Below are 14,574 nucleotides of genomic sequence, written 5' to 3'. Positions count from 1 at the left end.
TGTGAAGGGGCGTTGCAGGGCAACGCCCCTTCACATTAAGGCCTGAGTTAATGACTCTGCCGCTTTCCTGATCTTATGCAAGGTGGTGTGCCAGTAAAAGGCCAGGTGTTTTTCTATGGTCTCAGTGGGGAAATGGGACAGCCTTAAGGTAAGCAAGGTCCCTTCTTCCTGAGAGTGCAGCACAAAATCAAAAAGGGTATGGTTTCCGGGCAGGTCGGGCAGGCGCGATAAGGAGCTGAGCTGGCTGTATTGCAAGCGACGGAATGGCTCATACACCAACAGGATGCCTTTATTCTCGAAACGGATGTGATGCCGTCCCCTGATTATAAAAGGTTCTCCCACCTGCCAATTGGTATCGATCTCCAGCGCCATTTCGGGATCGCCCATCCATTGCAGCATATGCACCGGCTCGGTAAGCAGCGTCCACACCTGTTGCGGCGTGGCTTTGATCAGGATATCTTTCTCGATGATTGGTGCAGGGGGCATAAGTTCAAAGTCAAAAATTAGAAGTCAAAAGTCAAAAATTAAAATTCAAATTCCAAAGTTCAATTTCCAATAAAATAGTTGGCAATTGGCAATTTTCAAATCTTAAAATTCCAAGTTCCAAATCCCAATAAGCAGCACTTACAGTCCTAATGTCGTTGACGGCTACTGGACATTCCATCTGAATTCACACTCACCTTTTGCGTCCTTTGCGTATAGCTTAGCGCCCTTTGCGGTTATTTGCCTGGTGGGCAATCGGCAGTTGGCAAATCTTAAGTTCCAGATCCTAATTTCAATAAAATAGTTGGCAATTGGCAAATCTTAAATCTCAATACTCACTACTCACTACTCAATACTCACTGCTCACTGCTCAATACCCAATACCCAATACTCAATACCCATTGGAATAGTTGGCAATTGGCAGTTGGCAAATCTTAAATCTCAATACTCAATACCCAATACTTAATACCTTACTTACAATAACTTACATTTCGCAGACCCTGCATCCTGATTCTAAAATCTAATGTCTAACGTCTAATATCTAACCCCTAACATCCAGCTTCTAAAACTCACGTATCAATTATGATTTATCCGTTTTCCGTTTGGATTATCAGCCTGACTTGATTACCTGCATTTTGTGGCACTTGTTTTGAACTGCGAAACAAAGAAACAGTTTAAAACATGAAGAAGTTAACCTACACTATGACCGGGATTGCCTTGTGTCTCTCCCTGGTTCAAACCGCACAAGCGCAGTTCAATATCAACGAAACTTTTCGCAACAACACCATCGCAAGCGGCATTACGCTGGGCGGCAATGCCCGCCTTACCTCCGGCGCCGGCGATCCGCAAGGACAAGGCTGGCTGCGGCTTACAAGCGACAGCAATTACCAGGCCGGCTATGCTGTGATCCAGCAGGCCTTCCCTTCGGCCATGGGGGTATTGGTCGACTTTGAATACGTTACCTGGAGCCGCCCCGGCGATGGCAGCGGCGCCGACGGTATTTCTCTTTTCCTCTTTGATGCCACCCAGTCCGACTCGTTTCGGGTCGGTGGCTATGGCGGTTCGTTAGGTTACTCCAAGCGGACGGAGGCAGCAGGCCTGAGTGGAGGTTACCTGGGCCTGGGGCTTGACGAATTCGGCAATTACTCCAATCCTACCGAAGGCAGGGTAGGTGGTCCCGGCTTCATTAAGAATGCTGTTGTGCTCAGAGGTCCAGCGCCAAACTATGCCTACCTTTCGGGCAACCAGGTGATCACAGACGACGGTGGTACCGGCGATAATGGCGGCATCGATTACAATAGCACTACGGCTACAAGGCCTACGGCCAGCCAGTTTTACCGCAGGGTACAGATCAGCCTGGAGCCTTACAATGGTACTTACCGGGTAACGGTTAAATGGAAAAAGCATACCTCTGATCCCTTTACCACTTTATTCGGACCAGTAACCATGACCAGCCTGCCACCGGCCATGCTGAAGCTGGGACTTGCCTCTGCCACCGGCGCCCAGCATAATTTTCATGAGATCAGGAACCTGATCATCACCACACCGGGCAATATTTCGGTCGACAAGCAGGGACCTGAATACATTAATCTGAACGGGGGCCACAATAGTCTGAACTACGATATTACCGTGAGCAACGGATCCACTATAGCACTGAACGATATACAGGTAAGGGATCTGCTACCCGCCGGATATACCCTGAGCGTGGATACCGGTATTACTATCGAAAATTATGGCAACCCTGCCAATACGGTGAGCAACCTTACCGTGAGTAATGGTGTGCTGAGCGGTACGGCCAGCATTGCGGCAGACGCTGAGGTAACCTTGCATCTCAGGGGCGTAATCAATGGGCTTACCGCCGGTCAGTCCATACGCAATACGGTGCGCATCAGCTCGGCTTCCATCCAGGACCAGGATACCACCAATAATGTCGATACGGTATACACCATGGTCCAGGCGCCTTTGCCGGTTACCTTATCTTCCTTCGTTGCCAGTCCTTCGGGCAATGATGTGCAGCTGTCCTGGATTACCTCTATGGAGATCAACAACGACCACTTTGAGATCGAGCGCGGCACCGACGGTAGACATTTTCAAACGATAGGTAGTGTAAAGGGCAGCGGCGACAGCAAGGAGCAACATCAATATGCTATGCGTGATGCCGATGCTATGGCGCAACCTGCAGGCATGCTATACTACCGCCTGAAACAAATTGACCGCGATGGTAGCAGCGAGTACAGCATTGTACGACAGGTAAGCCTGCAGCACGAAGAAGGCGTTGTATTGTATCCTGTACCCTTTAAAGATGTGCTGCACCTGCGTGTTCAGTCGGCAAACGAGGGTGAGGGTTCTGTAGCGCTTTACAGCGTGGATGGCCGCCGGTTGGTACAGCAAGCGGTAAGCCTGCAAAAGGGATATAATGATATTACGCTGGCAACGGGCGCCACATGGCCTGCAGGCATATATACGGTTGAATATACGGCGCAAGGACAAGTATACCGTTATAAGGTCGCGAAGTAATTACAGGGGCTCATTGAATAGAGGACATTGGCTGCTCTTACCTGAGCGGCCAATGTTTTTTACGATCCGGGCCTATCTACTATTACTGGTCATTAGCGGCGTTGCTTTAAAGCGCCTGATGTTCCTTACCCCATTGTTCCAGCGCTTTGATCACCGTATGCAGGCGGTAGCCGATGGGCGTGAGCTCGTATTCTACATGGGCGGCACTTCTGCATATAGCGTTCGCTGCACGATGCCGTGCTGCTCCAGTTTGCGCAGCTGAAGCGTGAGCATGCGCTCTGTAATGCCCGGGAACTGCTTCCGTAGCGCTCCAAACCGTTGTCTGCCGTTGATCAGATAGCAGCATATAGCCAGCGTCCATTGTCCGCCAATGAGACTGGCAGCATATACTTCGGGGCATTCGCCGGCCAGTGTCTTTTTGTTTTCGGCATGGGTCGACGTTTCTTTGATCCTGGTCATTACTTACATTTTTGATCGTACCGAACAATGGGTTGTGTTGAAGCCCGTGTTGATACAGCGGTGTAGTTTTGCTGCAAAGATTCAGCAGAGACATGAAAACACTGGTCATTATCGTACATCCAAAGATAGCAGATTCGAAGATCAACCAAAGATGGATAGACGCACTGGAACAAGACCCCGGCAGGTATACCCTGCATTGCTTATATGAGGCCTATCCCGGCGGGCAGATCGATGTTGCCCGGGAGCAGGCCCTTATCGAAGCGCACGATCATATTGTTTTCCAATTCCCGTTTTACTGGTTTAGCAGTCCGCCCTTGCTCAAGCAATGGCTGGATGAGGTGCTGACCTATGGCTGGGCTTATGGCAGCGGGAGCGGTTACAGGATGAGTGGGAAAAAGGTGGCATTGGCCATTACAGCGGGGATCGACGAGGAAGAATACCAGGCCTCGGGAGCATACCGCTATACCCTGAAAGAGCTGACAGCGCCCTTCGAACTGACCTTTGCCTATATAAGGGCCGACTATAAAGGCTTTCACGCTTATTATGGTATCGAACGGAATAGCTCGCCGGCCTGGATCGCGCAAAGCGTGCCGGGATTCCTGGATTTTATAGCCGCCCTTTCTGAAGGGCGCTCAGGGAGCAATTGATTTTCTTAAAATGACAACGGTGGTATCTTTGCCCTGGAAATTGTAATCGATGCTTTCGCCCGAATGCGTAAACACAGAAGGGATCGTATCGTTACGATAGCCCTCTTTTTCGAAGACCAGGTCGTCAATCCTGTCCGGCGCTTTGTCCAGTCTGAAATAGCCATTGCGATCGGTTGTAGCCGAAGGCATACCGTGCATTTCTTTTACCCTGACGCCTGTCAACGGCCGGCCTTCTTCATCAATAACACGACCCTGCGAGAACCGGGATATAGATTTACAGGCCACCGGTAATAGCAATGCGGCCAACAGGGCGACAGACAGGTAACGTTTGTACAGATTCATTTCAATTTGTTTTCCTGGTGCAATAGCCGGCAGTCTGCTTCCAGCACGCCGGCTACAATTTCCGGTGGCGCGCCCCATTTTTCCAGTACTGTATCTTTCAGCAGCTTATAGTCGGAGCTATATCCGCCAATAGCGCCGGTGGAAATACCCCAAACGATCCTCGCTATCTTATGGTGGCGAATGACATAGGAACACATAATACAGGGTTCGTGCGTGGTGTACAGCGTGTACCCCGACAGATCTGTGTCGCCGGTTTGCTGTATCAAGGCCCTTATGGCCTCAATTTCGGCATGGTAAGTAATGTCTTTCCGGGATCTGCCCGCTTCGATGCCCTCGGCGGCAATCCGGCCATCCTTAGCCAGCAGCGCGCCAACGGGGCTGTCGCCTTGTTCCCTTGCCATTTGGCCGAGCACGATGCAACGGCGCATGAATTGTTCGTCTTCTGATTTTTGATTCATGGAAAATGCCGGTATGGGCGGTAAAAATAGGGATTGCGGCGTTTATGAAAGTAAGTCCTCATGTTAGTTAGAAAAAGGTTCCTATGGAAGGCTGTTACGTATCGGATTGAACTTAAGCGTGTCTGGAATTTGCAATGTAGGTAACTCTTATTTGCCCCGGCTATACGTGTAAAATAAGGTAAACTAGTGCACCATAATGCTAATGAAACGCCTAAAAATAAAGAAAGCAGTCTTGGTTGCTGCTGTTTGCGAAAGCGGTTGGACTGAGTTCGAACTTATCGATGGTTGATTTGATTGAATTCAGAGCTTTTTTATTTCAGAGAATAAATAGGAGAATTACTTTGCCGGCCGAGCCTTGTTAGGTTTTTTCAGGAGCAACAGTGTAAAACACGGAATCGATAAAAAATAACGTTTCTGAACTTACGAGGACATTTTCATCATGCATATCTTCAAGAATTAGTCCCAAGCGCTTATTTGCGTAATCATTTCTACGGATGTTTGCGAATTCGTTGAATTCCAGAAATTTCTTTATGTCATCAAGTTCAGCCAAGGCATCTGCAACGATGAACATCTGCTCAACTACTGCAAACAATGTGTTGTCTTGTTTAACAAAACCCAGTAGCCGGTAAGAAGTATTTGTAAATAGTATATTGTGAAGCAGAATACTATTGATATATTCAAGCCAGGTAGCATAATAGACGGCATCATTCAACTTTACAACATGCTTGTCATCATTGGCAAGATATACTTTGGATTCTCCACCGCGTGTAAGATACCTATCTTCACCGGGAAGATTTTTGAACCAAAAGCTATGTTTGTCACAATAAGCTTCAATTAAGCCGGCCTGCTCTTTTTTAATGATTGCGTTACTTTCGAATGCTGCTTTAACCACTCTACTTGTTTCATAGCGGTTGCAAAGCGAATTCCTGATTGTCGCGCAATGATCCGTTCTCCCTTCAAGGATAATTCCCGCAACGATATTTTCAATTTCGATTCTGGTATCATTAGGCAACATTTCATGCAAAAATACTAAAATACTCACAATAACGAGATGGCTGCTTATGAGCTAAAATTGATAAAATCGTTAACAGAAAAACCTGTTCCTGGAGAGAGTTTTAATGTACTTTTGAACCGGATTGGATTATCTCCGATGATCTTTTGTGGCATCATGAAATTTTAATGAGTACCTGGTCTCTGCGCTTCGATAAAGGCCCCTTGACTTCAATGGTCTCCACACCCAAATCCCATATCCAATTGTGGAGTAGATCATCCACCTTACTTCTAAATCTTGGAAGATTTGTCTGAGAACCAGGTATCAGATCGGGTTCCTCCATAGGCACAAATACGAGCAAGTCGATACCGGCCATTACTGATTGAGCTGTTTCAAATAGTGATTGAATATTCCTCTCTGGATCGATAACATGAATATAGGCCAGGATATCAATGACAGACCTGTCGAATAGCACATTGCTTTCGTTTTTGGCGAGTAGTTTGGTCGAATAATTAAACTGTTCTATGAAATCTTCAGCAGTAGGCATCGCTGAAAACTCATAGCCCAATGTTTCCAATTGATAATAGGGTTCTATTTCCAATATATAACCGGGAAGGTGCTCCAGAAGTTCTTCCGCCAAGGTCGTTTTACCGGCACAGTGCGCACCAATTATCGCTATTCTCATATTTTAGTTCGGATTTAGGGCACAAAGAAACAGGCTCGCGTTGCGAACCTGTTCTACTTTGTGATCCGGATTGGATTCGAACCAATGACCCTCAGCTTAGAAGGCTGATGCTCTATCCAGCTGAGCTACCGGACCCTCTGGACGGCCGCAAAACTAATAAAATTACCGGAGCAGACCAAATTTCAGGCAAAAGTTCCGGAATTCAACTATTCCAAGCAGCCCAGCAAGCAAGGATGGAAAGAAAGGCTTCCTGGCATAGTAAAGGCATTTATAGACCTGCCTCAATGAATTCATCGTAGATCATCCAATCCGGATCAAACTTCCTGGCTCCCGGAAGCTAACACGGACATCCCTTCCCTTGATTTTTATTTGATAGTATTTTTGCAGAGCATGGTAATTGGTCGTAGCCAATCTGATACCACTGCTGCCGCCGGTTACTAAGGCTAATTCATTTTTTAAGCTCATTTTTAGCATTTTTGACCTGGATTTCCGCTCATGAATGCCATATGCAAAACCCGCTCCTAGAGCGGGTTTTGCATATTTTACGCGTTATTGTTTTCTTTTCACACTACTTATCAGGCCGAAGCTTATAAAATATCCAGATCGCGCGCCACATAATAGCTCGGTACCATGGGCCTGAAACCGGTTTTTTGCCGGAGTTTCGAAATATCCTGGATGCCTTCAAACGGATCGTTCAGGGCGCTCTCTTCGGCATCAAAGGTTTCCGCCGCTTTTCCTACAGAATCTGCCAGCTCATAGAGCGTAATAGGGGCGTCATCAGCGACATTGAATATTTCTCCGTCCAGCCCATTGGTATTCAGTAGTAGTAACAAGGCCTGCGTAACATCCAGGTGATGTACCATATGCATGCGGGATCCGGAATGCCGTTTCAGTTGCTTTAATAGCGGAATGATCTCTGCGATATGAGGGTCCTTGTCCCCGTATACAAATGCTAGTCGCAAGATGCGCACGTCGAAACCTTTACTTTTATGCAACGAAAGCAGCTGCTGCTCTGCTGCAATCTTGCTGGAAGAATACGCCCTGGGATCGTTGATGTCTACTTGTTCATCTTCCCTGGCAGGTCTCCGGTACCCGGAGCCGTAAACATTGCTTGTACTGGCAAAAACAAATCGCTTAACGCCTGCTGCCAGCGCTGCCTCTGCCAGCGCTACAGTACCTTCCCGGTTGGTCTTAACGATACCTTCATTGTCGGTAAAAGTCCGGAAAAGGGCCGCAAGATGCACTACTGCATCCATACCCGCCACCGCTGGCGGCAAGGTGCCGGGATCATATAGATCACCTGTAATTATGTTTGCGCCGAGCCCGGCCAGCTCAGATGCTTTGGAGGCATCTCTTACCAGTATGGAAACATCATATCCTTTTGCTAACAGACGTGGGACAAATCTGCTGCCTACTTTGCCTGTAGCTCCTGTTACTAAAATCTTCATAGGTCTTTATTAATTTGATAAGGCAAAATTGCGCCTGAAATCTTAAAGAGCAGATGCGTAATCAAACCAATAGTTATAATTTTCAAACCTTTCGAAGAGAATTCGGTGTGGCGCCTGTCAGCCGTTTGAAATAGTTGTTGAAATAGGCGGGATAATCAAAGCCCAGCGCGTAGGCAATATCGGCGATGCTCCAGTCGGTATGCTGAAGCAGGGCTTTGGCTTCAGCCACAACACGTGTTGCTATGTGTGCAGAAGTAGGCTTGCCTGTCACCTCTTTTACTGCGCGGTTGAGGTAGTTCACATGAACAGAAAGCTGCTCTGCAAAACCTTGTGCCGTCCGCAGCTTTAGGGGCTCACTGCTACGTTCAATGGGGAATTGCCTTTCGAGCAGGTCCGCAAATAAATGATACATCCTGGTAGCTCCGTTGCGGTGAGGTGAAGCCATTTGAGATGGCTGTATCCTTAAAGCCTCATGAATAATGAGCTCGATGCAGCTTCTGATCAGGTTTGCCTTGTAGGGATAATCACCGGAATAAGCAGATACCATTTTTTGATAAATCCCTTCCATAAAGGCGGCTTGTTCATTATTGAGCACGATCACAGGATTGTCGCCGACACTAAAGAGCGGCGAGTCCCGCAATTCCCTGGTATGGATAAAGCTTTCCGTAAACATACAGGCATAGCCGCTTGTCCTTTTCACACGGCGAACAATAGCATGCGGCACTTGGGGATTTACAAAAAAAAGCACTGTTCCTTTTATCTCCAGCAATTGCCCTCCGTAGTCAATCGTCATGTCGCCATTGACCAGGCCCATTTTATAAAAGTCACGCCGGCCCGACCGGACGGGCACATCTGTCGATGCAGCCAACTTATGAACCTTAAAGCCTTTTAGCCGCAGATCGGCCATATCTAGTCCCGGAATATCAGATAATGTTTGAAATGCCATAGGGCAAAATTAATAAAATCAAACATCATGCGGCGGCGGTGCATTTCTTTCATCGCAATACAAAATCCATATGCATTGATTTTTGAGCATGAGGCTATAGTTCAAAAGGCCATGTTCTCTTTAGCTAAACGATGCCCGGAATGCGACAGGAGTAATATTGGTCTTTACCTTAAATAGCCTGCTAAGCGATTGGGCGTGCTCAAAGCCTAATTTATAAGCAATTTCAGCAACCGACAGATCGGTAGTCGTCAACTGTTCCTTTGCCTTTTCAATCAGCTTTTCATGTATATGGTGCTGCGCATTCTCACCGGTCAGGATACGTAGCATATCGCTCAAATAGCTGGGGGAAACGGTAAGCTGCTCAGCCAGATACTGAACTGTCGGAATGCCTTTTTCATTACTGATATAATCGTCCAGAACGGCTTCCATCTTTTCCAGCAGGCCGGCATTGACTGCTTTGCGGGTAATGAACTGGCGCTTGTAATAGCGGTTGCTGTAGTTGAGCAAAAGCGCTATTTGCGTTACCAGCACTTCCTGGCTGAAATCGTCGATAGGTAGTAATAGCTCCGCCTCTATACCCTTCAAAATGGTGATGATGGTATTTCGCTCCGCTTCGGACAAATGCAGGGCCTCATTAGTGGCATAAGAGAAGAAGCCATATTGTTTTATCTTTTTAGCCAGCGGATAACCCAGTAAGAAGTCGGGATGAATGAAAAGGCTATAACCGGAATAGGGACCATTGTGTTCGCTGCCACCCATCAGCTGATTGGGCGCAGCGAACAGCAATCCTCCTTCGTCAAAGTCGTAGTAACCCTGGCCATACTTGATCTTACCTTTTGTTTTGTCCGTATAAGTAATCTTGTACAAGCTGCTTATAAGGGAATCGGAACTGAAGGTAACTTCGATATCATTATTGATACCGTCAACGATGCTAATGAGCGGATGCAGCGGTTTCGGAAGGCCGAAAGCCGCATGTACCTCCGATAGCGAATTCATCCTTTGGGGTTGCGTTACCATGGTATCTGTTCATTTTCCCAACGGGTAAAGGTTCCTGATGGTTCCTCGGGCCCGAATAAGGCCACCCGCACTACTTCGCGTGAACCTTCTTCCAGGGACTCTGTTCCTTCAAAGCCATTGAGTGCGGTGCTGGTAAATCCCGGCGATACTAAATTAACTTTTATGTTGCTGTTTTCCAATTCGATCATCATTGCCAGGGTGATGGCATTCAGCGCAGTTTTAGACGCTGCATAACCAGGGCTGAACACACCACGATAAGGAAAGGAAGGGTCTGCATTGAGTGTAAGCGAGCCTACACCGCTGGATACATTTACGATCCGTGCATGTTCAGCCTTGCGCAGCAAAGGGAGCATCGCCTGGTAAACGGCTAGGACTCCAAACACATTTGTCTCCCAAATGGAACGGACCTCTTCAAGAGATATATTGCTGGCCTGGCTGATCTTTGCGTATTCCTGCAGCGACAAATCGCCTTTCCGGGTATTGGAGATAGCGGCATTGTTCACCAAAAGATCCAAATGACCAAACTGTTTTTCTACAAAAGCTGCTGCGGCAGCGACAGAGGCTTGATCGGTCACATCCAGCTGTATTGCCATAACATCAGCACCGATCTCTTTAGCTGCTGCTTCTCCTTTTGCCAGGTCTCGTGCACCAAGCAGTACCGTATTACCTTCTTTTGCCAATTCCCTGGCCACCTGAAGGCCGACGCCCTGGTTAGCACCTGTAACCAAGGTTATGCGTTTATTTTTTGTTTCGTTTTTCATATCACAAAGGTGAAGCCCTCAGGCGATGTTTCTGTAACCGAAGTCCGGAAACTTGTAACTTAAATGAGGAATAAAGCCAAACTATGCGTTAACTTATGGAGCAATCAAAGTAAAGACAGTACGGGAAATATTGTTTATTTGTCTTCCTGATATCAAAATCAGATGCTGAAAATGGAATTGAGAGATTTTATCGGGCAATACTTATTGTACTCCAGGATGCCCGTAACGGAGATTCTGAAGAAGGCTCCATTTGCGTTTGCAATGGCTTTTACAAATGATCCTCAGTGCAGGAACTGGTACATAAGGCAACGATTTAAGGATCTGCATATTGATGTCGATCAATTCTGCTGTCTTGAATTTGCTTTGTGGCACCTGGAGGACCTGACACAGAAAGTAAGGAAGAAGGAGATACCAAGTCCGGAAAAATTTGTGATCTATTGGGACGACTTTAAAGCTTTTGGCATGCAGCATCCGTCGCAAAAATTCTGTGTACCTGTCAACTATTGTCCATGGTGCGGTAAGCGCCTGCCACAGTTTGACTATTACACACAATATCATGAAGAGGAGAAAGAATAGTGATCGGCTATACCTGCTTATAGCTGCGTCTTTTTGCCCGCTTGCTCCTAATGGGCCGGGCAGCGGCTATCGCCGCAATTATCGCTATAGTAAGGCACATAGACAATGGGCGAAGCAAAAGCAGCTCTGCGACAGTCCGCCCGCATTTTTCGAGTATATATAACCTGTATGTACGCTTTGCAGGCAAAAGGAGGTGCTATAGATAGTGATCGTATACCAGCATAATGGTTTCTTCCAAAGTAAGCTCCAGCGCAAAATCAAGATTTTTTCTTGCTATTTCGGGCATTCCGGAGTAGTAATGACCATCGTCGAATATCGTACAGGAATAATCGCCGGTGAAACGTAGCAGCCAATATCTCGAGTGTTGTAATTGTTTTTCCAAAGGACGGTTGCCGATAATCTCCCAAAGACAGGACGACCGCCAATCTCCCAGTAAAATCACTCTCAGCAAAATATTACCTGGCGCAGCCGTGTCTATGAGAACCGGATCTATTATGTCTGATAGGCCGGTCTTATAGATCGCAATATCTCCGTAGTTCAAAATCCTTCCATAGATTTTGAACTTTCCCAGATCGACTTTGAAAATGCTGCCGGGAGGAATGTTTAAACAGTTGTCGTACATAGCAGGGCGATAATGTTGAAATCAAATTTGCCTTATTGTTTCCCCGATCACTTTTGTAATCTCTTCACAGGTGCTCTTCAGGTTTATTGGTATTGCGCCAATGGATTGTACATAGCGAAATGCCTCATCAGCATGCTCCGTTAACACCAATATTTTCAATTGAGGGTTATGCTCTTTTAACTTGTATAATTCACCTTCATAGATATACTCCGCAAGCCTATTTAAATCAAGGATTAATAGATCGGGGCTGGCACAAATACCCGATATGCTTTGAGAAGGCAGAACAGCTATTGTTTGCAGAAAGGGCACATTTCGTTGCAGTATGCTGATTATTCCCAGCTCCAGAAACTGCTGGTTTGTGCTGATCAATGCTAACATTTACGAAATATAAAGAATACACAAATGCACTTTTGGTATGAATAATTGAACATAAATTGTGTGTTGGTAAGCAACTATTATTCGTTTCACAAGAGTAAGATTAAACTATAAAAAAAGCTATAGGGGAAATCGCGCAAATTGCAAATGAGAGATTTCCCCTATATGGCGTTTGTAGGAGACGATTTATCTTTAATCACGAATGAAAATATATACCCCAGGTAATCTTTTATTGGCCTTGCTTTTCTGTTTGTCCTGGTCTTCTAACGCATATAATACTTGCTGGAGTAAGCATATCATTGCACTTGTAAATGCGGATCAAAGCAAGGATAAGGCTGTTATTTCAGATATGATCGGAAGAGCTATGGCTTTGCAAGGATCTGACATAGATAGCGCTATCTATGTTACGAGACAAGCAATCGGATACTGTGATAGCCGTCACTTTACGCTCGGTAAATCGGTATCACTGCTGCACCTGTCGTTCCTGGCCGTTCGGTACAAAAGGGACATTGCTGCCTGTAACCAATATTTGTCGGTAGTGTCTGTATTAATACCACAATTGTGTTATAAAGACCAAGGTATACAATGGGCTAATTTTTACAGGAGAAAGGCCTACTGCTTCGTTTTGTCTGATCAGATCGATAGCGCGGCCAGCTACTATCACAGGGCTTTGACCGCAGTAGATGAATTTGGTCTTCAGAAGACAGAACTTCCCTACAGCATATTTATTGAGCTTTCCAATGTTTACAGTAATAATGAGCAACCTCATACGGCTTTGTTCTATCTTAACAAGGCTAAGCCCTATATCAGCGATGAAATTGATCTGATACCGTTGTATGAAAATTTTTCGACCAATTATGTGATGGCCGGAGATTTTCAAAAAGCAAAAGCCTATGCCGATAGGGGATTGTTATTGTTGGCAAAGTACAAGTTGTCCGTTTACGAAATGGTACGGAGTACATTACACTTTAGGTTAGGGCAGGCCGAAGCCTTGCATAACCTATGGAAGAGTGCCATAGCACACCATTTACAGGCGGCTGCAGAGGATGACAGGCAACCTGTGCCGGGGCAACTGCCGGAAATATATGTCAGCCTTGCCAGGGTTTATTACTTATCGGGCGATGCTCATAAAGCCAGCGCGACAATCGCAAAACTGCTACGGTCTGCTCAACGTAATGAAATAGACCACCACACGCTCAATGCTGCCTACAACCTGATGTGCCGGTTGTATACCGGGCCCTTGCAGGATTACAGAATGGCCTACCATTATAAAGCGCTCGCAAGCCGGCTAGCCGACAGTCTACATCTGACAAGCAGGCAAAAATTGATCAACGAACTTGAAGTTAAGTATCGCACTTCGGAGAAAGATAAGGAGATCAGTCGTAAGCAGGCCTTCCTGATTAAAAAGGATATAGCCATAGCAAAAGAGCAGCTTTCGTCGTCCAGGCAACGATCGTGGATCCTGACAATTACTTTAGCAGCCTTCCTGCTCATCTGTTTAATCATCATTATCCTGATGAAGCACCAGGCTGCATCGCGGATACACAAAAAAAGTGTAGAGATGATGAAGAGGGAAAACGAGGTCAATGTTTTAAGGTCCAGAATTGCAGGAGAAGAAAAGGAGCGTCAGCGGCTCGCAAAAGATCTGCATGATGGGGTAGTGGTCTTATTTTCTTCTATAAAGATGAGGGTAGAAAAATGGCGTAAGGATCCGCTGTCTTCTGCCGATCTTTCCTGGGTTACACATCGAATGGAGGATGCCATAAGAGAGCTTAAAATCAGCTCCAACAACCTGATGCCTCACAGGTTGCATGAAAACGGGTTGGTGAAGGCTATTGAAGACTTCTGCCTGATCTTAAGACAGGGAACGGCTCTGGACATTGTCTTTCAGAGAACAGAAGTGTTTCCCCGCCTCAACGTTGAGCTGGAACTTTTTATTTACCGGATCATACAGGAATTACTGCAGAACATAATGAAGCATGCGGAGGCTACAAAAGTGCTGTTGCAAATGAGCTGCCGGAACCATCTGCTGTCTGTTACGGTAGAGGATAATGGTAAGGGATTTGATCTGTCGGCTACTCGGGCGCAGGGGAGCGGCCTTAATAATATATGGGAACGGCTGGCGGCATTAGGCGGTCAATGGGATATAAACAGTAATGCACAGGGAACAACGATTCATATTGAGATCGAAATGACCAGACCATATGGTTAATGCTATATTTCAACTTACAGTACCAATATCAACCA

15 protein-coding genes, 1 tRNA gene and 1 pseudogene are annotated in these 14,574 nt (G+C 46.3%); 4 read left to right on the top strand and 13 right to left on the bottom strand.

What is annotated here, in order from left to right; translation table 11 throughout:
- Positions 1-30 precede the first annotated feature (30 nt).
- On the bottom strand, positions 31-486 hold the full coding sequence (locus tag DZK30_RS15170; protein ID WP_118974981.1) for an SRPBCC family protein: 456 nt from the start codon (positions 484-486) through the stop codon (positions 31-33).
- Positions 487-1,164: 678 nt separating this feature from the next.
- Here DZK30_RS15170 and DZK30_RS15165 point away from each other — a divergent pair.
- A complete protein-coding gene (locus tag DZK30_RS15165; protein ID WP_118974980.1) occupies positions 1,165-3,000 on the top strand; it encodes a T9SS type A sorting domain-containing protein in 1,836 nt (611 codons plus the stop codon).
- A gap of 106 nt (positions 3,001-3,106) precedes the next feature.
- Here DZK30_RS15165 and DZK30_RS15160 read toward each other — a convergent pair.
- Positions 3,107-3,459, bottom strand: a pseudogene (locus DZK30_RS15160) (winged helix-turn-helix transcriptional regulator).
- A gap of 92 nt (positions 3,460-3,551) precedes the next feature.
- On the opposite strand from DZK30_RS15160, the gene DZK30_RS15155 reads away from it, so the two are divergent.
- Positions 3,552-4,106, top strand: a complete 555-nt coding sequence (locus DZK30_RS15155) for an NAD(P)H-dependent oxidoreductase (protein ID WP_118974979.1) — start codon at positions 3,552-3,554, stop codon at positions 4,104-4,106.
- Here DZK30_RS15155 and DZK30_RS15150 read toward each other — a convergent pair.
- The 9 genes from DZK30_RS15150 to DZK30_RS15110 form a co-directional block, all read right to left on the bottom strand.
- Entirely contained in the window at positions 4,092-4,448 is a 357-nt protein-coding gene (locus DZK30_RS15150; protein WP_162903118.1) for a carboxypeptidase-like regulatory domain-containing protein, read from the bottom strand. The genes DZK30_RS15155 and DZK30_RS15150 overlap by 15 nt on opposite strands.
- On the bottom strand, positions 4,445-4,906 hold the full coding sequence (locus tag DZK30_RS15145) for a nucleoside deaminase (protein ID WP_118974977.1): 462 nt from the start codon (positions 4,904-4,906) through the stop codon (positions 4,445-4,447). The genes DZK30_RS15150 and DZK30_RS15145 overlap by 4 nt, the downstream gene beginning before the upstream one ends.
- A 358-nt stretch (positions 4,907-5,264) precedes the next feature.
- Complete coding sequence (locus tag DZK30_RS15140; protein ID WP_162903117.1) at positions 5,265-5,948, bottom strand: putative polyvalent protein kinase domain-containing protein; 684 nt, start codon at positions 5,946-5,948, stop codon at positions 5,265-5,267.
- A gap of 124 nt (positions 5,949-6,072) precedes the next feature.
- Positions 6,073-6,582, bottom strand: a complete 510-nt coding sequence (locus DZK30_RS15135; RefSeq protein ID WP_118974975.1) for an AAA family ATPase — start codon at positions 6,580-6,582, stop codon at positions 6,073-6,075.
- A gap of 61 nt (positions 6,583-6,643) precedes the next feature.
- Positions 6,644-6,717 (bottom strand) — tRNA-Arg (locus DZK30_RS15130).
- Positions 6,718-7,169: 452 nt separating this feature from the next.
- Positions 7,170-8,030 carry an NAD-dependent epimerase/dehydratase family protein gene (locus tag DZK30_RS15125; RefSeq protein ID WP_118974974.1) on the bottom strand — a complete coding sequence of 287 codons (861 nt, stop codon included), beginning with the start codon at positions 8,028-8,030 and terminating at the stop codon, positions 7,170-7,172.
- Between the two features lie 82 nt (positions 8,031-8,112).
- Positions 8,113-8,976, bottom strand: a complete 864-nt coding sequence (locus DZK30_RS15120; protein WP_118974973.1) for a helix-turn-helix domain-containing protein — start codon at positions 8,974-8,976, stop codon at positions 8,113-8,115.
- A gap of 120 nt (positions 8,977-9,096) precedes the next feature.
- Positions 9,097-9,972 carry a helix-turn-helix domain-containing protein gene (locus tag DZK30_RS15115; RefSeq protein WP_240432937.1) on the bottom strand — a complete coding sequence of 292 codons (876 nt, stop codon included), beginning with the start codon at positions 9,970-9,972 and terminating at the stop codon, positions 9,097-9,099.
- 14 nt (positions 9,973-9,986) lie between these two features.
- On the bottom strand, positions 9,987-10,754 hold the full coding sequence (locus tag DZK30_RS15110; protein ID WP_118974971.1) for an SDR family NAD(P)-dependent oxidoreductase: 768 nt from the start codon (positions 10,752-10,754) through the stop codon (positions 9,987-9,989).
- A gap of 171 nt (positions 10,755-10,925) precedes the next feature.
- On the opposite strand from DZK30_RS15110, the gene DZK30_RS15105 reads away from it, so the two are divergent.
- On the top strand, positions 10,926-11,330 hold the full coding sequence (locus tag DZK30_RS15105; RefSeq protein WP_162903116.1) for a DUF6980 family protein: 405 nt from the start codon (positions 10,926-10,928) through the stop codon (positions 11,328-11,330).
- Positions 11,331-11,526: 196 nt separating this feature from the next.
- Here DZK30_RS15105 and DZK30_RS15100 read toward each other — a convergent pair whose 3' ends face one another.
- On the bottom strand, positions 11,527-11,952 hold the full coding sequence (locus tag DZK30_RS15100) for a hypothetical protein (protein ID WP_118974969.1): 426 nt from the start codon (positions 11,950-11,952) through the stop codon (positions 11,527-11,529).
- A 21-nt stretch (positions 11,953-11,973) separates the two neighbouring features.
- Positions 11,974-12,330 carry a response regulator gene (locus DZK30_RS15095; RefSeq protein ID WP_118974968.1) on the bottom strand — a complete coding sequence of 119 codons (357 nt, stop codon included), beginning with the start codon at positions 12,328-12,330 and terminating at the stop codon, positions 11,974-11,976.
- Positions 12,331-12,952: 622 nt separating this feature from the next.
- Here DZK30_RS15095 and DZK30_RS15090 point away from each other — a divergent pair.
- Positions 12,953-14,539: a tetratricopeptide repeat-containing sensor histidine kinase gene (locus DZK30_RS15090; protein ID WP_162903115.1), complete on the top strand. Its 1,587-nt coding sequence runs from the start codon at positions 12,953-12,955 to the stop codon at positions 14,537-14,539.
- The last annotated feature ends 35 nt before the right edge of the window (positions 14,540-14,574 follow it).

This window comes from Taibaiella koreensis (assembly GCF_003545715.1).
Classification (GTDB): Bacteria; Bacteroidota; Bacteroidia; order Chitinophagales; family Chitinophagaceae; genus Taibaiella; species Taibaiella koreensis.
This window is presented reverse-complemented; position numbering and strand designations above follow the sequence as displayed.